This is a genomic window from Chitinophaga varians (assembly GCF_014529945.1).
GTDB lineage: Bacteria > Bacteroidota > Bacteroidia > Chitinophagales > Chitinophagaceae > Chitinophaga > Chitinophaga varians.
Genome location: NZ_JACVFB010000005.1, coordinates 72,820 through 90,703, shown reverse-complemented (window position 1 = coordinate 90,703; position 17,884 = coordinate 72,820). Strand labels below are relative to the sequence as shown.

Genomic DNA, 17,884 nt, shown 5'->3' with positions numbered 1-17,884 from the left:
CACTTTTGATTGTAACTGATTACCGTGTTATTTTCAATACCTGGTTGGTGATATGCAGTACACCGTTACCGGTGATGATATTCTGTTTCAGCAGTGTAGCGGGTGATGAGTTACCCGGTCCCTGCAGGGTGATACCGTTGTAAAGGCCCGGGCTTGTTGGATCCGGCACCAGCTGAATCTTCACATTGTTATCGTCCAGCATGGTCTGGGTGATGATCGCTGATTTACCGGCGGTAAGGATATAGTCGTATACAAAACGACGGTCGGCCGCTACGTGATAACGCATCAGCGCGGCCAGCACCGCCGGATCTGCTGCCTCTATCTGCTCCAGCGTACTGTAGCCATAGGTTGTCATGGCAGCATTGTTAGCCGCATATACGGTATAGGGACCTTTGCCTTTCAGCAAATCGAATAAACCGGAACGTTGCATGGCATGTGTGAAGAGGCTCAGGCTGGCGTCCGCAGTGAGCGCTTCTCCCAGCGTTTCGAAGAGGTAAGGTTCGAGCACCCGGTCAATTACCTGTAAGCTGCCGTTGCTGGCTTTGATGCCTGTTGCCAATACACGGCTGCCGTTCACTGTCAGTACGGTGTCGTTGTCTTTCACCCAACGGGTCACATATAGTTTGCCACCGTTGTAGGTCCGTATTTCCTGGTTGAAAAGAAAGGGCATTTTATTCAGGTCATAGTTACCAATAAGCAGGTGGTACCCCGTGAGCTTTATCATCAGCGGAATGCTGGTGGTAGCCACGTCAACGGGCGTTTTGTACCCCGCGTTGGTAAATGCGCCATCAGAGGGCGCCAGTACCGTGAGCGGCCCTGTGCTGGTGAGTACCGGCCGCATGTCGCTGCGGTCAACTGCTGCCTTGAACTTACTCAGGTTAAAGTTGTCCATCACCACTTCCATGAGGCGGTCGTTACCGTTCTGCGGACTGGTATCATCTTTTTTACAGGCGCTGGCCATCAGCAAAGACAAACCCACTACCAGCAACCGGCAGGAAAAATATCGTTTGGATAATATTGTTGTGTTTGTAGTCATCATCATGAATCTTTAACGGATCAACAGTTAGTTCACCTTGAAATTATCCGGCAGGAAAAGCCGGTCCACGATATGCAGCGGCCCTTCGAAGGTGTTGATGTCTCTTGCGATGATAGTAGCTGCGGGCGTACTGGCGTTTCTCAGCTTTACCTTGATGGTATTGCCTTCTCGGATAAACTGTAGTGGCATTTTATACCCGGCTGTAGTTGACGTGGGCATCGTTATCCAGTAATCTCCGAGCAGTTTATCATCCAGGTCATTGGAGTAAAACACCGTCTTTGCCGAAGGGATATAACCAACGCTGCTGGTGGGAGCGTATGACCTGCCCCAGTTGTGATAGTCGAGGATACTGTCGGTAGGAATTAAACCAGACATGGTGTACGACTCCCAGTCCAGCTCAGGGGTGAAGCGGCTGTTAATTTCCATCATCTGCTCTATATCCTGAATGCCTGCCTGATGGAAAGCGTCATCGGTAGGGGCCAGATAGGAGTTAAAAAAAACTGAATTGGAAGCAGGTTCTATCCCCCAAAACATACCACCATAGCGCGCAAAAGACCCGAAGGTATATTCCATCCAGCTGGCATCATTCATATCGTTGATGGCCAGCAGCATGGTAAAACGGCCATCTTCCTCCAGTATCTCCCGGACATGTTTTTCGGGCTTTTGCAACAGCCTGTTCACCGGCCAGATGATACCATTCCTCGCTGCTACGGGTTTATAGTTTCCGCAAAGCTGGCCATCGATGATCAACTGGCTGTCTTTCGCCATGGCCATAAAGTGACGGTACGTGTAGGTGTAAGGACGGGACACCCCTGACCCTGCACCATTGCGGGACTCCTGCAAATTCGGGTTATCAAGCATCGTCATTCTGGGAGAACTCAGTTTCTGCGTCTGAATGGTCAACGGTTCCAGTTTTTCATTGAGCATGTGATATCTCATCAGTTGATTCAGCTCTTCCGGAGAACGTTTGCCGATTTCTGTTTCATCCAGCCCCGCAGCCTTCATGGAAACATCATCTACCGCCAGCACCGTAACGGACGCCCTGGCGCCTAATGCCACCAGGTCTTTATCTATATTGCTACGTTGCCAGGCAGCATAAAACAGCTTATAAGGAGTCGATTTCAGGACTGTCTGGATATCGGCGCTGGCACTGTCTTTATAGGGAACAGTTTCGCCTTCCGGTTCCGGCATGAACATTTCCTTTCTGCAACCGGTTTGCAACAACCCCATGCCAAAGAACGCCCCGCAGAGGATAGTCGCCTGTATCGTTTTGTATATTTTATTTTTCATGATGATTATGTCGTTAACTGTTGACCTTATTTTCCGGCCTGTTCGGGTTTCAGCAGCAAGCCATCCAGTTGATGCACCACACCGTTGTCAGTATTATAATCCACGATGCCTTTCCGTTCAACCGGTATAGCATTCAGCGGTTGATGGTCCCTGTCTTGCCGGACGGAACAGCTATACCGGATTTTGGGAACTCCATTTTCTGTAACATCCCCGCTGCTGATCTCCAGCAGATAGGTATCGTCCTTAATTTTAAGCCTCAGTGGGTCTGAGCCACCAGTCATAGTTTTAAAGGCACGGATATCAGAGAAGAAATAGTGCTGCTGATGTATGATGTAGCTTCCAAACAGCCGGGCTATGATGTACTTATCCGGGTTTAATGCAGCGATCGCCTGTTCATCAAGGCCGTTGGCTTTGAGCACGGCATTGCTGGGCGCCAGGATAGTCCAGGGGCCGCCGCTTTTCAGCTGGTCCCAGAAGCCGAAACGTTTCAGGGCGCCAACGAACAGACTGAATTCTTCATGTTGCGAAAGCAGGTCCTGCACGGTCCCCGGCTGATCTTTTATTACCTGCTGGAGCACCTGCAATACGCCATTGGTGACCACCACGTCCTTCACATCCACCAGACAACCATGGAAGTAGATGGCATTACGGTTGGCCGCTGAGCCGAAAGGGTTGGTAGACATTGTTACCAGTAGCTCCCGTGGACCGATGGTTTTAAAGCGTACGTCCACTGAATTTGACGCCAGGTTAGATTCCCGTACCGTACCGGGCAACACATGCAGCTGTATCAGCTCCTTCACTTTTTCCACCGGCATTTTGGCCAGATCGGCTGCGCTCAGGATGCCCATCTCATTAAATGCTTTGTTGTTGGGCGCCAGTATGGTAAACGGTCCGGGGCCATTCAGTTCAGCCGTCATACCAGCCCTTTCGATGGCTGCGTAGAAAAGGCTCAGGTCATAGTTGTTCCGGATGAAGTCCGCAGCAGGGCGATAGTTTTTCATCTCCTGTTCAAAATCCAGTTTATCATGTTTACAGGAAGTAAACATGATCCCGAATGCCGCTAAGAATATGATAATGTAATGCTTCATAATTGATGATTTTAGAGTCACCGCTTAGTAGATCGGCGTCGGATATTTGCGTTGTACGGTAGTTAAATAAGCGGTACCGTTCACAATTTCGATGGTATTCACGGTGGCAAACGACTGCGGGTTGTTGGTACCGGAGTGAATATTGACGATCATATTGGGCCGGCTGCAGATGTAGCGCTCAAAGTTTGCACGGGAACCATTTCCATAGCAGGAGATCACTGCATAATTGCCATTCACCACTTCACCGTCATTGTCGTTGTAAGGGTTGCTGAGCGGGTCCAGGCCTGGCCCCATCAGGCTGAATCGCTGCCAGGCCGTGGTACGGATGCCATCAGCGGCATTGTCGGCAAACAAGGGGAAGCTGAAATAGCTGCTCACCGCATTGGACGTATTATTGCGGCGCAGTGTGGTCAGGAACCTGAAATTATATCCTGGCACCGGCTTGGTTAATGCGTCAGCTGTATAGAGACTCATCCAGATATTCGCTTCATCCTTTATCCCATATTGAAGCATGCCGGCATCTGCATTTCTTTTCTTCTTTGATTTGTCGGCTTCTTCATACCCTTCTGCGCTCATGTTATAGAAATTGACATATACCAGGGAGTCAGACAGTGACAGTTTGTGAAAAATTTCACGGCGTAACAGCATCCCGTTTTCCCTGGTCCTGAAATTTTTCTGCAGGATGTGCAGCGTATATACTTCGCGGCTGTCCAGCTGTAGAACTGTATCCAGTAACACTTTCTTTTTCAGCCGGTCTTCCAGGCTAAAGAACGGGATACCGCTCACGGGGCGGTACATGAACATTACCCGGTGCTGCCCGGAAGGTATCTGCGCCCAGCTGGAGAGGTCAAAACCATTGAGTACGGGTCCTACCAGCACATCTTCTTTACCGGGATACTCCGGATTACGGAAAGAGATACTGGTGCCCACGTGAGAAGGGTATGGCGGTGCATAGGAATTGCGCTGGTCCAGGAAATCACCAATAATAGCTGCACTGGTGGGCATACCGGAAGCATCTGTCACCGGATCGATGAGCATTGTCAGAAACGGCTGTTCTTCGTCTTTATTTTCCAGCGCTACGGTGTAGTTCAGGTTATTGAACACACGCAGGTAGGCCGGATCATCGATCTTCTTATGTTCTATCTTGGCGCAGCTACATAAAGCCGACACCAGACCTGCTATGATTATTGAAAATTTTTGCTTCATACGTTTAACAGTTTAGGGCTACCGGTTATGTTTAACAATGATCATCTTCGCTTTAGACGCCTCGGGCGCAGCGGTAGCATTTCTTCCTATCAGCGCAATGGTATAGAATCCAGGCTCCTGGTCAGGTATACCACCACGGACATACAATTCTTTTCGTGCTATCAGCTCAGTGCTTTTCACTACCGGCACCTGTGTGAGCCATGTACCGGGAAACACCCCGGGGTTTGACTGGAAGGCCATGATCTGGTAAGGGTTGTCTGCCATGAATGCCACGGTATTAGTACCATCCTCGGGAATAACGCCTGGCTGTAGCCCGCGGGTAACGCCATACCTGCCGAACTCCTGTCCGTTAGGGGAGGTGAAATTCACGTTAGGGATGTCCGGGCAGAAATTATAGAAGCGGAAGTGAAAAGGGAATTTGTACTGAAGACGGGAGAAAGAGCCATCCTGGCCATCACCACCGGGAAGATACACGCCTGCGCTGAGGTTATTGGCCACTACGGCTATCTGTGGCGAGCCTTTGGCATCTGCGTATACCCAGGCGGTGTAATTACCTCCCGGCCTCATCATCTTATTAACAGTAGCCAGTATTTTACCGGAAGCATCCGTTGCTTCGAGGGTCGTCATCGCGGACACCACATTCGTATATTCGCTGGCGTTACCATATGCAATGTTGCTGCTCACCTGTCCGCCATTTACTTTCAGGCCGATAGCCGCCGCGCCGGACAAGGCATTTACTACCTGTACACGCCCATAGGTAACATTCGCCGGATCAGCAATATCGGCGATGATCTGAAAGGCATTCTGCGTAAAACTGGATTCATCTGTACCACCCGGAACATCATAAAGCAACTGCTGTGGTGAGATAACAATCGTATATATACCACCCGGCTGATAAGTCCGTATCGGCGCAAAAGTCAGCCTGGTAGATACAGGACGGAGCGTACCGGTGGTAATCGTGGAAGTGGCACGGTCCACCATCGCTGCATTTTCTTCTCTGGGGCCACCGATCGCAGTGACCTGTGTACCGGCGGCTGTCAGCACTTTGAACTGATAGGTTCCATAAGGCACTTCCACATATTCAGACCAGCTGCCGGGAGCTATATTCGAAGTGGCAGCGTTCACTATCGTGCCATCAGCAAATGCCAGTGATAATGGCCCGTTGATCAGCTCCTGGACACTTTCAGGCCGCTTGATGCCCGAGGCCAGGTTCACGATCCGGATCTTGAAATGGTCCGGGCGGGAAGGCGCTTCCACGGAACGTGGTATCTTGTTGACCTGCGGTATATCGCCGGTCAGCAGAAAAGGGCCACGGATAATATAATAATCAGCAGGGTTGTAATCGTCCTTGGCGTTCACTTCCACCGGCTGATCATTGTCCACCAGTTCTTTTGATTCTATTCTCAGATGCGCGGTGCCGTTATTTTGAAAAAACTCACGAGGCACCGTCCAGGTGGTACCGAGGCGGCCTTTGTCCGGGAAAAATTTAGTAGTCGGATACTCGTACTTGCCTGAATTGTACGGCAGCAATACGAAATTGGTCAGCGTATCATTATTGGCGATTACCTGGCTGTAAGGCCCCAGGTTCACGATCCGGACGCCGGAACCGGCCCGGGCATCCTGAACGATCCTGTTGTCATACTGATGGTCCATTTTATCTTTGTTGCAGGACGCCATCAAACCGGCTCCTGCCAGCAACACACCTGCTATAATGGAAATATGTTTCATTTTCTTTTTTTTATTCCGGATAACCGTTACCGTTAGAACAGATTATAAGTAAAGCCCAGCATGATTTCACTGCCACGCTTAAAGCTGCGGTTCGTGTATTTATTACCGTACCACAGGCCGCCGGTGCCCGGCGCTGCATATACGGTCTCTATCGCCGGGTTCAGGATGTTCTTCGCATATCCTTTAAACAGCAAACGTTTGGTAACACGCTGGGTGAAGATGAAATCCAGCACCGGTACAGGACGGGTATAGAGATCAGGCTCACCGGTCAGGTTGATCTGCACCAGGCGCTCACCCACCATGTTGAAAGTGGCGGTCAGGTCAGTACCGGACTTGCCGTTCTTATAGTTCAGCCAGGCATTCACGGAATAAGGCGCCTGTTCAAACAGCGGGCTGTACTCCGGCGTATGACGGTCGAGGGATTTGTTGGCCTTATATCTTTCCGTTGATTTCTTAATGAGGCTCTGTGCCAGCAACAGGTTGGAACCGACGTTGAAATTCTTCAGCGGCGCGTACAACCGCCCCAGGTCTTTTACCACCTCCAGCTCTACGCCCCATACTTTACCTTCGTTAGGATCGTTCTGGAACTGAATGGTGGGATATTCCGGATATTTGGCAGCAAGTCCCTCTGTTTTCAGGCTGAATACTTTCACCAGCTGGTTCTGTATTCTTTTACCGAACAACGATACGGACAGCACCTCTCCGGGATGAGGGAACCATTCCCATCTGAAATCGAGGTTTTCGGTATGCTGGTTCACCAGGTTAGGGTTACCTACCACGAGGCCCATCTGAAAGGCGTCGAACTCAAACACGTTGGTGATTTCACGCAGCTCCGGCCTTGCCAGCGTAGTGTTGTAGCCTACGCGGAAATTCATGCTTTCCAGCGGCGTATAGGTGAGGTTGACAGAATAAAAGGGTTTATAGCCTGTCTGATAACGCGTGTTAGGATTGATCAGCACCACCGGTACTTTAGTACCTTCGCCATCTACGGCTGTCAGCGCCGGATCAAGATATACATCGGAAGTGTCTACGGCGGACTGGATGTTGGTTTTCTCAAAACGCACACCGCCGGTAAGACGCAGATCCCCCGGCAAACGCAGGTCCATCATACCATAGAAGGCATTGGTCTCAAAGAAACCAGTATAGTTATTGGGAGATTTCTGGCTATTATACAGGAAGCCGCCTATTGGATGAGCGCCTTCACCGGTATTGCCTCCAGGAATCTTGATCCCGATCATTTCCGGGCCTACGAGACGGTTCAGGTTACCTTCCACCGCATACAGCGGATAGGCGCCGAAGGTGGAGAAATTAGAGCCGGGCAGGAAAAACATATTTTCCCGGAAACTACGGTCACGATTCAGATAGTTGACACCGGTTTTAAATTCCTGCTTCCTGCCAAACAATGGGAAAGGCAGCGCTACGTCGGCTTTATAGTTGTAGTTCGTTTCCTTCAGTCTGCGCCAGCGGCGGCCGTTGGGCTCTGCCTGTATGATACCGTAGGTGCCATATCCGTTCACATAACCGGAGTTGAGTGCATACAGGTGATCAGTGTACACCAGACTACCTGAATTGGGAAACGTGCTGACATCGGGTTTATAATAGTATCCTCCCTTGCGTGGCGTATAATCCGTCAGCGTAACAAAACGATAGTCCGGATCATTCTGTGAGGAGTTGGAAGTAGCCACATTATAGCTCAGGCGCGGGCTGTATTCGCCTTTTGTGAACTTATGCTCTCCCTGCAGGTTGAAAGTATGCAGCGTGCGGAATGTCTGCTTCAGTGAATAGATATGGCTGCTTACATCACCCGGCAAACCGGAATACTGGTACTGACCATACATGTTGACGGCCTGTGCCTCACTGCCCCAGCTACCCAGGTACTGCATACTGATTTCATGACGGGGGTTGAACTTGTACGTCAACCCCGTCAATGCTCCATAGTTGATTGTTTGTGTTCCTGTGTTCTCTTTATAGGTTTGATATTTACCCATGAACAGGTTGTTCGGGGTAATGTAGTTGGGTATGTTCCGCGGACTGTAGACATCTTTGTTACCAGTGATCACGCCCTGGTAAACACTATACTGGGTAAGATCTCCGCCATAGATATCGGAAGTACGGCTGTAGTAGTTGGCACCGGCGATAACACCCAAAGTATGTTTTCCAAATAGTTTGAAGCTATTGCCATAGGTAGCAGAAAAAAGCTGGTTCAGCGGCGCCTTGCGGTAATGAGTGGTAAGCACCGGATCGAAGCTGTGCATCAGATTATTGATGCGGGTAGCTTCCTGCTGCAAAGCCGGACTGTTAGGGCTGTTAGCGATCAGTTTTTGTATCTGTGATAATCCGCCGGGATATTGTTTAGACAGGTTCAGGAACTCGGAAGTCAGGTCTTTTTTATTCACTTTGGTACCGAAGAATCCCATGTCGCTGTTGTAGAAACTGTTCACTTTTCCATTGGGACCGATGTTGGAATTAAAACCGGTTTGTGCGATGACCGTGAAGATGGCGCTGTCCGGAACGGATTTCGTTTTCAGTTCCACGATACCGGCGGCCGCATCAGCGGGCTTGTCGGGTGTAACTGTTTTGAAGATGGTAATATTATCGAGGAGGGAAGCCGGCACGAGGTCCAGCGGGATAGCGCTTCTGTCCGGATCGGAAGAGGCCAGGCGTACGCCGTTCAGCTGTCCGATGACGCTGCGGTCACCAAGACCGCGGATCGCGACATACTTATCATCGGTGATGGTTACGCCGGATACTTTCTGCAACGCCTGTGTGGTGGTGATACTGCCGGTACGTTCTATCTGTGCGGCAGATATTGCGTCCTGTACGATGGCCGCGTTTTTCCGGTCCTGTAGCACCGCGATGTCTGTATTGAGTTTGCGGCGTGCGTTGACGGTCACTTCGCTGAGTTGTTTACTGGAAACGGTCAGCGCGATGATCATGGTGCCTGCCGCGCTGGCTTTCACTTCCCTTGATTCGTAGCCGATATAGCTAACGACCAGTGTCACGCTGCTTTGCGTAACGGTGAGATGAAATACCCCGTTCATATCGGTGGAAGCTCCGGTGGCAGTGCCTTTCACGCGTACGGAAACACCAGGGATGGCTTCTTTGGTTTTGCTGTCGATCACTTTCCCGCTGATCTTTACGGGCACCGGCTGTTGAGCGATCACCACGTAACCTTCTACCAGCTTATATTCCAGGCCGGTATTTTCCAGCATGCCGTGTAAGGCGTCCTGAATACGGATATCGGCGCCGCTGATGGTCACCTTTTTATGGGTTTTCTCCAGCAATTCTTCCGGTAACATAAATTTAACTTCGCTCTGCTTTTCGATCGCGAGCAAAGCCTCCTTCAGGGCTACCTTATTCAATTGCAGGTTTATTTTCCGGGTCAGATCCTGGCTATTTACATTTGCGGCCAAAAGCAACCCCGCTGCGGTGAGTTGCAATACCAGCACAATAAATGAACATCTCATCAGGAAATAAATTATGGGCCTTAATCCTTCCCTTTTTCCCAACAGCGCACCGGGCTGTGTATGCTCCGGGCAGGCCCGTTGGCAGGCGAAGGTGGGTTGCATGCTAAATCTTAAAGGATTTCTTTTTAATCCTTTTTCCATACTTTTGAATGTTACTGGTTAATCCCGGTTTTCCGGGAAATCTGGTATCTTCTTTCATGTGCCTGTTCGTCGTCCAAAACTTATCAGGCATGATGAAATCATTTTAAGGCGTTCCCGTGTATTTGTCAGATACCGGGAACGTTTTTTTAGTAGTGTACTGTTAGTGCATATGTTTGTTTTGCGCGTTAATGAATAGTGACCTGCCGGTTATTTATTTTGTAGGTAAATCTGCTGCCGGCGCTCAATACACGGAGCGTCTCCTCCAATGGCCTGTTGGCTGACAGTGTAACAGTGATCCGCTTTTGTGCGGTAGTGGATTGTTTAAAGCTGATGCTCACATTATACCAGCGCTCCAATACGTCTGCCACTTCTCTTAAAGTGCTGTTGTTAAATGCCAGCCGGGCGTTCTTCCAGCCGGCGATATCTGCTACCGGCATTTCCGCGATGGCGGGGTGTTGGGCAATCGGGTCCCAGGTTACCTGTTGACCAGGCGTCAGCACCGCTACCGCCGACGTATATTCATGTCCGTTATTAGCATGCTCCACCTGCACCTTCCCGGTAGCTACCGCTACTGTCAGCGGCGTTCCTTTAAAAGCATTGATCTTAAAAGAGGTCCCCAATACCCGTGTTTGCACAGTGCCGGTATGCACAATAAATGGATGCGCCGGATCTTCACTGATCTCAAAGAAAGCCTCGCCGGTGAGCGTAATCTCCCTGGTAGGACCACTAAACGCTTCCGGATATTCCAGCCTGCTGTCTGCGCCCAGATGTATCACCGATCCGTCTGCCAGCGTGATCACGGCACGCTGCCCTTTAGGATTGCGCTTTTCCAGATTGGCCAGCGCCGTGGCGGTGGTTTTACTGTGCTTACGGTATTGATGCACCCCAATTGTTCCCAGTGCTGACACCAGGATGGTCCATATGGCAGCGCGGCGCAGGAAAGAGAGCCGCTTCACCGGTCGTGGCATCACAGGCTCCTGCTCTGCCTGCATGGCGGCTATACGTTGGCGTAGGGTTGTTTTCCACTCGGCTGCCTGCTGGTCGTCCACTCTGATCTGTTCCATCAGCAACATGTCTGCTGTCAACCGTTCCGTTAACACGTCGTCCAGTAACTGCTGTCCTTCCGGCTGCTGGATAAAAGCCGCCACCCGTACCTTTTCTTCCGGCGTACAGCGATTATCCAGGTATCTGTTCATTAATGCTTTCGTGATCGTATTTACCATGTTGATTGTGGTGAACGATGGTCCGTTCACTTATATAGGGCAGAAAAAAAAGAGGAGGGGCTAATGGAGGTAGTACAGGTAACAATTACATAACATTGGTGGGTGATGTCAGGGCATCCACCAATAAAATATGACTACCATGGTAACATCCGTATAGTCTTTCAGGTGATACCGGAAATGGCTCAGGGAAGCTTTAATATGATTTTTTACGGTAAACAGAGAGAGGTTCAGTTCTTTGGCAATTTCAGCATGGGAGCGGTGTTCATGTCGGCTCATCTTAAATACCCGCTGCCGCTGTGGGCTCAGCTCATCCAATTTATCGAGATACACCTGTGTTAATTCATGACAGTTCATAAGATTGTCTGCCGCCGGGGTCAACAGGGTTTCATCGTCATAGGCCTGCTCTAAAGGCAGTATAGCCAGTGACTTTTTCGTCATGGCTTTGATAACGGCGTTTTTAATGGCACGGAATAAATACGGCGCCAGTTGCACGTCCGGGTCCAGCTGTTGTCTTTTCTCCCAAACCCACAGCATCAGGTCCATCATTGTTTCTTCCGCAATACCTTTGTCCTGGAGATAATTCAGGGCATAGTTATACAACCTTCTGGAATACCGGTCGAACAACACTTCAAACGCCTTCACATTATCAAGCCTGCATTGTTCCAACAGTGAATAATCTGATAAGTCGTGTAGAGCTTCGCTCATATGTTCCTTCCAATTTTTCCAGTCGCAAACATAAGGGCAAAAAAATAGCAGCGATATTATCTAAACATTAACTTTTGTTTGGGTTTTGTTGTTCCTGGTGTGGTGCAATGGCCTTCTTCGCGGCCCGGAGCACTTTGAGCAATGCGATATTGGTGACACCTTCCAGTGCTGCCACTACCGCCTGCGGCGACATAGGCGTGGTAGTTCCGTCTTCCGCGATCGTCACCATCTCACCATCTTTCAGACCAATGGCCACTCCGTCGGGAATATTCCCCATTTTCCCATCCAGGTATTCAAAAATAGTATCTGTAACAATTGTTCCGTCTGCACGCACTATGCCCCAACTGGTCTCAGCAGTACTATAGCCGATGAAACCTTTTTTCAGATAACAGCAACGGGAATATGCCACCGGAAGGACCCAGTGGGGTTGCTCTTTCACGGCGAGCAACCCTGCTTTCATGCCATGGTAGACTACTGCATACCGCTCACTGTGTTCCGGGGTATACAACGATGCTATATTGCTGTAAACCGTGTCTGTTAACCAGCCATGCTTCGGAGCATAAAGGCCCGTCTTTCTCGCAACAGTTACGGCAAAAGCGGAGAGTTCATGCATCCAGTGGAACCTTTGTTGCGCAAAAGGCAGTAACGTTTCGCCCCCGGCGTCCAGCAAGGCGGTGGTCTCTCCGCGGGTAACGATATAATATTCCTCCGCAACCGTTACCTTATCAGTCACCTCCACCGGCAACGGTTTCATCCGATGCGTAAAAAACAGTTTTTCCCCATGCTCCTTTTCCACCTGAAAATAACTGCGTCCTTCCGTGTCGCGGATAGCGATGATATCGCCGGCAGGTTGAAACGGTAACAGCACTTCGCCGGAAGCATCCAGGATAGCCCATTCATCTCCTTGTTTCACTGCAAACAAATCATGGTCCAGCAGGTGACCATCATCATACACCGTTGGAATAATTGTTTGTCCGTTTTGATCTACCACACCAAACTTACCATCCAGGGTAACCGTACCATAAGCATATTCAAAATCATCAGCGCGATCGTAGACACAAGGCACCACCTCCACACCGCGACGATTCATATATCCCCATTTACCCTGCTTCGAAACGACGGCCAGCGCTTCCGTCATAAAAAACTCACCGATCGTATCATACTCCGCCGGCACTATTACCTCGCCCAGCGTATCCTTCATTCCTTTTAGTCCGTTTTCACTAAAAACGTCCAGTATAAAAGGGTTGACGGATGATCTGATCAATGCCCAGCCATAATCATATACCCGTTCATTCAGATATTGCCGGAAAGTCCGTTCGCCTAAAAATGGGCATTCATTCAACAGCGACGGATCATTGGCTGCTATTGCCCGAACGATGATGGCATTGTTCGCTTCGATGCTGCCTTTCAATACTACCGCCTCGGACAGATGTCCATCTACAGGCAGTGCGTCGTCCACTGCTTCTCCCCAGGGAGCCAGGCGGAAGAATCTTTGTTTCATTCTTTCGTCGAGGTACCGGAAAAGCTTCTCCCTGGCTACCTGGAAAGCTGTAGGGTCATCCAGCAGCGTGGACTGGTGTGTCTGAATAAAATCATACAATACACGCAGTGCGGTAATTCCATTTTCCGCCAGGGCATACAGACCGCCCCCGGTACCATAATCGGCCGGTGGGGCAACAGCGATATCATCAGCAAACAGCGGATGGAACAACAGTGGGAATTCATTCTCCCAACGCATCATCGGGGTATAAGCATAAACAATTTCCGTAGCTGACAATGGGAGATATTTTTCCTGTATCGTTGCCGGGACATGGTCCAGGTTACATAAGTACATACTGCGGGTCATAATCAACAATGTTCTGTCCGCAAGTATACAAAAATCCAGACAGAGTGAGAAAGGGCTATAATTTAGCAATATTAACTACCTTCATAGACTATACGAAAGTCTTTATGAAGAAGGTCCTTATCACCATATGTTATCTCTTTGCCAGCTTCTCACTTTTCTCACAGGAAAAGCAGGAAATCCAGTCGGCCATTGAACCTGTTAAACATATCCTTCATACAGAAACTTCCTGCAAACAGTTACAATACAGACTGGATACACTAAACAAGTTGATATCAGGCAGAGTTTTTCTAAATAGGGATGTAGATTTTTCACATCGACACATAAGGCTACAGCCGGGATTTTTCAGAATGGGCTACTGCATAGACGTGTTAACAAAAAATGACACCATTGTACTTTCCTGCATCACAGGCCCGGATAGTGCTATATGTTTCAGGAACTATGACACTTCACGATTAAACGATTATCTGCATCAGCGGAATAAATTTTATCAATCATCCAAATCGGCAGACGAGCTTTTTGCGGAGCTATCGACGCAGGAATTCTATGCGTTTTATTGCGGGGAAGGAATGCAAAAGACCGAGGGAGGCAAATACACGAAACGGCTTGTGGAAGAAAAAAATACAGCAGCATTGACAGACATGCTCCGGAGCTTTAATTGTGAAACGCAGGCCTTCGGTGTAGCTGGCTTTTATATGCTTAAAGAAAAGAATTACGCGATACCTGCGCCAGTTAAGCGGCTGATCAGCCATATCAAAAAGCGTAATTCCACGCTGGCCATCTGTTCCGGATGCTTTTTAAGCGTCGAAAAAATATACAAATAAAAGAGCCGCTTTATAAGAGCGGCTCTTCTATGATTATTTACTGATCGGTTTTCCCTCCTCGTCGAAGGTCTCTATCTTCGTCTGGTTTTGTTTATCCACATAAATTTTGATCCTTACTTTTCCTTTTTGATCACGGATGAACAAGCCCACTTCATCTTTCCAGGTGCGGCCTACGAAGAGTCTTTCGGTGCCTAACTTCCCTTCTGACGCCAGTCGGTTCGTTACTTCTTCATATATTTTTTCATTCTTCAGGGCCTTCAGAGAATCTATTATTTTCATAAAACGCGCACCGGTAAAGTCATCCGGGCGGTCCCAGATTTTCAGGCCGTAGGAGCGGGCATTGCTGCCGTCCAGCTCCTGCGCATATTGCAGCTGCATGATCTGGTCGTTGCGGTATTGGTCCACAGAATACACCATGCCGGCGCCATCTTTTTTGGTGGCATCATATACCAGTCCACCGCATTCGTCGCCCGCGCTGTTGAAGAAGATAAGCCCGGCCGACCGCTCCCTTGCGGGTATTTCTTTACCTTCTATCAGTCCCGGGTGTTGCCTTTCACTATTAGCGATCACCATTTTCAGGGTACCGTCTTTTTCTACTACGTTGATTCTTTCCACATCTATTTCCTGAAAACGTTGTTTACCAAAATCAGTGCGGAAAGCCATGAAGAAGAAGGCTATCAGTACAGTGGTGAGAATAAGAGCATAGGCTTTTAAAAAACGAACTTCCCGTTGTAATTTTTCCATGTAGCGTTTAGATTATTGAGTGATCAAATTTCCTTTTTCATCAAAGGTTTCTATTTTAGTCTGGTTTTTTAATCCTGACGCTACCTTTGGTATCGCGGACAAACCGACTTCTTCATCGAAAGTCCTTCCTACAAAGAGCCTTTCAGTGCCCCAGCCACCTTCCTTTCCACATCGATCTCCTGAAAACGTTGTTTACCGAAATCATGGCGGAAAGCCATCAAAAAGAAGGCGATTAATACGGTGGTGAGCACAAGTGAATACACTTTTAACAACCGGATTTCCCGTTGTAATTTTTCCATAAGCAATCGATTTTGAGTTGGATAGCGTTTTTTTTATTAAACAATCATAATTATTATTTACGAAGACATGATTCTCATAAAAGCATACGGCATAGCAACGGCTTGTTGTCCCGGGGTATCATGTGACATTATTTACTATAAAGCTAACGATAAAACAATTATCATTCGCACGTTGTCTCTTTTCACCACTAATTTGTCTCAATCACCCCTGCTCCCATTAAAAAAATGAGGGTAGGTTTGTTGAAAAATAAAACTTTCATGAGAAAACTGATACTGGAGATGCAGCTGTCTATCGACGGCTTTGCAGCGGCGGCCAATGGGAGCGGCAGCTGGATGGTATGGAGTTACGGAGACGACTGGACCTGGGACCCGGCCCTGCAGGCTTATCATACTGAGCTGATAGCATCAGCAGACGAAATACTGTTAAGCAGAAAAATGGCCGAAGAAGGTTTCATCGGCCACTGGGAAAAGATGGCAACTAATACCGCTAATCCGCAATCCGTATTTGCCGGGCATATCAGGGATGCACGGAAAGTGGTGTTTACGCATACGTTGACACAGTCCAACTGGCCCAACACTGTACTGGCCAAAGGCGATCTTATAGAAGAAGTGAAAGCGCTGAAAAAACAACCCGGCAAAAACCTGATCGTATTTGGCGGCGTATCTTTCGTATCCGCGCTGATAGCAGCGGGGCTGATCGACGAGTATCACCTCATCATCAATCCCGCTGCTATCGGGAGGGGAATGCCCATATTCGACAAGGTGCAGGGTATCCTGGGACTGTCATTAGTCAAGGCCACTGCTTATGGCTCCGGCATGGTGGTATTACAGTACCGTTACGCCGGCTGATAACAGAGCCACATCACCCCCTTATCCAGCTGGCGGCTGTTGGTGAGCTGTAAGCCTGCCTGCACACCCTCTCCGAAGAAACGTTTGCCGCCGCCCATCATCACCGGATGCACGAGGAACTGGTATTCATCGATCAGCCCGGCCTTTGTCAGTGATTGGACCAGCGCCGCGCTGCCTTCTATCTGTATTTCTTTGCCCGGTTGCTGCTTCAGCCGGGCTATTTCCTGTTCAATATTATCCCGGATGATCGTGGAGTGCTCCCAGGTGGCTTCTTTCAGGGTAGTAGACACCACATATTTCTCTACGCTGTTCAGTTTGGCGGCAACGCCCATTTCATTATTTTTTAAGGAAGACCAGTAAGGGGCCAGCATTTCGTAGGTTTTACGCCCGAAAACAATGGCGTCTGCCGAGAGAATACCTTCGCGGATAATGTCTTGCCTTGCCTGGCTGTCGTAAGGGTTAAACCACTGTCCCATGCTTTCCGCATCAAAGATACCATCCAGTGTCAGCCAGGTAGAAACGATTAACTTTCTCATACGTTGTTTTTTTATACAAAGTAACGACGGCGGTAGTCCGTGGTATAGAACAAACCCGACAATCTTCAGGAGGGGAAGTCTGTGGCCGCTTTCAGGTATTCCAGCGGCGTCAGGCCGGTAAAATCCCGGAACGCCCGTATCAGATGGCTCTGATCTGCATAGCCGTGCTGGAAGGCTACACCGGCCATGTCTGTAAAGCCGTTGGCGCTCAATTGCCGCAACGCGGCATCAAACTGACAAATGCGGCCATATGTTTTAGGCGACACGCCCACATGCATCTCGAACATACGTTGCAAAGTACGCTCCGTCACATATAGCTCCTGCTGCACTTTCAGCATAGGCAGTGCTCCGCTATGCTGCTGTATCATCTGCGTAGCAAAAAGGACAGGCTGACTGAGGTCCGGTTTACGAGGGGATACCAACTGTAAGAAATAGTCGTTCATTAATGTCAGTCGCTGTGCCGGCGATGGCGCATTCAGCAGCTGTTCCTTTAAACGCATGCCACGAGCAGGTTCAGACAGGCTGATATCCACACTCAGATCTGTTAGTTCCTTTGCGCTCCAGCCAAACAAGGCTTTCAGCGTATGCGGATACAGAAAATACGCGATCAGCATGGTGGGCCCGGATACGGGCAATAAGATGGGCCGTATGTTCTGTCCGTATAGTACAAGATGGTCTACAGGAAGATGACTGGCTGTCAGCTGAAAAACAACGCTGGGGCACCCCTTGGCGATCAGCGGCAGGGTGGTGCCGAAAGGCAGGTGCTCACTTTCCAGCACCATGATGTGGCTTACATAATGGGCCAACGCAGGAAGCGGTGTGATCAGTTGCGTTCTCATTTTTCAGCATGTGTGCTGTAAGTTAAACTTTATCTGTCAGCTGTGGAATGGCATTTTTTATGAACT

General features: G+C 49.2%; 15 protein-coding genes. 2 read left to right on the top strand and 13 right to left on the bottom strand.

Going from position 1 to position 17,884, the window contains the following annotated elements; all coding sequences use genetic code 11:
- Positions 1 to 19: 19 nt before the first annotated feature.
- From ICL55_RS23840 to ICL55_RS23800, 9 genes are all read right to left on the bottom strand, one after another.
- Complete coding sequence (locus ICL55_RS23840; RefSeq protein WP_223151576.1) at positions 20 to 1,039, bottom strand: fasciclin domain-containing protein; 1,020 nt, start codon at positions 1,037 to 1,039, stop codon at positions 20 to 22.
- Between the two features lie 24 nt (positions 1,040 to 1,063).
- The gene (locus ICL55_RS23835) at positions 1,064 to 2,326 is read right to left on the bottom strand and encodes a fasciclin domain-containing protein (RefSeq protein ID WP_188102169.1); all 1,263 of its coding nucleotides are present in this window, start codon (positions 2,324 to 2,326) and stop codon (positions 1,064 to 1,066) included.
- 26 nt (positions 2,327 to 2,352) lie between these two features.
- Positions 2,353 to 3,414, bottom strand: a complete 1,062-nt coding sequence (locus tag ICL55_RS23830; protein ID WP_188102167.1) for a fasciclin domain-containing protein — start codon at positions 3,412 to 3,414, stop codon at positions 2,353 to 2,355.
- Positions 3,415 to 3,438: 24 nt separating this feature from the next.
- Positions 3,439 to 4,620, bottom strand: a complete 1,182-nt coding sequence (locus ICL55_RS23825; protein ID WP_188102165.1) for a hypothetical protein — start codon at positions 4,618 to 4,620, stop codon at positions 3,439 to 3,441.
- 18 nt (positions 4,621 to 4,638) lie between these two features.
- Entirely contained in the window at positions 4,639 to 6,348 is a 1,710-nt protein-coding gene (locus tag ICL55_RS23820; RefSeq protein WP_188102163.1) for a DUF4397 domain-containing protein, read from the bottom strand.
- Between the two features lie 32 nt (positions 6,349 to 6,380).
- Positions 6,381 to 9,815, bottom strand: coding sequence for a TonB-dependent receptor (locus ICL55_RS23815; protein WP_188102161.1), 3,435 nt, complete (start codon positions 9,813 to 9,815; stop codon positions 6,381 to 6,383).
- Positions 9,816 to 10,141: 326 nt separating this feature from the next.
- Positions 10,142 to 11,179 (bottom strand): FecR family protein, encoded by a 1,038-nt coding sequence (locus tag ICL55_RS23810; protein ID WP_188102158.1) that lies wholly within the window; start codon positions 11,177 to 11,179, stop codon positions 10,142 to 10,144.
- 108 nt (positions 11,180 to 11,287) lie between these two features.
- Positions 11,288 to 11,884, bottom strand: coding sequence for an RNA polymerase sigma-70 factor (locus tag ICL55_RS23805; protein ID WP_188102156.1), 597 nt, complete (start codon positions 11,882 to 11,884; stop codon positions 11,288 to 11,290).
- 67 nt (positions 11,885 to 11,951) lie between these two features.
- Complete coding sequence (locus ICL55_RS23800; RefSeq protein WP_188102154.1) at positions 11,952 to 13,718, bottom strand: WG repeat-containing protein; 1,767 nt, start codon at positions 13,716 to 13,718, stop codon at positions 11,952 to 11,954.
- A 116-nt stretch (positions 13,719 to 13,834) separates the two neighbouring features.
- On the opposite strand from ICL55_RS23800, the gene ICL55_RS23795 reads away from it, so the two are divergent.
- Entirely contained in the window at positions 13,835 to 14,551 is a 717-nt protein-coding gene (locus tag ICL55_RS23795; protein WP_188102151.1) for a hypothetical protein, read from the top strand.
- Between the two features lie 33 nt (positions 14,552 to 14,584).
- Here the strand turns inward: ICL55_RS23795 and ICL55_RS23790 are convergent, their stop codons facing one another.
- Both ICL55_RS23790 and ICL55_RS23785 read right to left on the bottom strand, forming a co-directional pair.
- Positions 14,585 to 15,295, bottom strand: coding sequence for a hypothetical protein (locus ICL55_RS23790; RefSeq protein WP_188102149.1), 711 nt, complete (start codon positions 15,293 to 15,295; stop codon positions 14,585 to 14,587).
- 128 nt (positions 15,296 to 15,423) lie between these two features.
- Complete coding sequence (locus ICL55_RS23785) at positions 15,424 to 15,594, bottom strand: hypothetical protein (RefSeq protein WP_188102147.1); 171 nt, start codon at positions 15,592 to 15,594, stop codon at positions 15,424 to 15,426.
- A gap of 258 nt (positions 15,595 to 15,852) precedes the next feature.
- On the opposite strand from ICL55_RS23785, the gene ICL55_RS23780 reads away from it, so the two are divergent.
- Entirely contained in the window at positions 15,853 to 16,443 is a 591-nt protein-coding gene (locus ICL55_RS23780) for a dihydrofolate reductase family protein (protein ID WP_188102145.1), read from the top strand.
- Here ICL55_RS23780 and ICL55_RS23775 read toward each other — a convergent pair.
- Positions 16,431 to 16,979: a dihydrofolate reductase family protein gene (locus ICL55_RS23775; protein WP_188102143.1), complete on the bottom strand. Its 549-nt coding sequence runs from the start codon at positions 16,977 to 16,979 to the stop codon at positions 16,431 to 16,433. The two genes, ICL55_RS23780 and ICL55_RS23775, sit on opposite strands and share 13 nt — an antisense overlap.
- Positions 16,980 to 17,044: 65 nt before the next feature.
- The gene (locus ICL55_RS23770; protein WP_188102141.1) at positions 17,045 to 17,818 is read right to left on the bottom strand and encodes a helix-turn-helix domain-containing protein; all 774 of its coding nucleotides are present in this window, start codon (positions 17,816 to 17,818) and stop codon (positions 17,045 to 17,047) included.
- Positions 17,819 to 17,884: the final 66 nt, after the last annotated feature.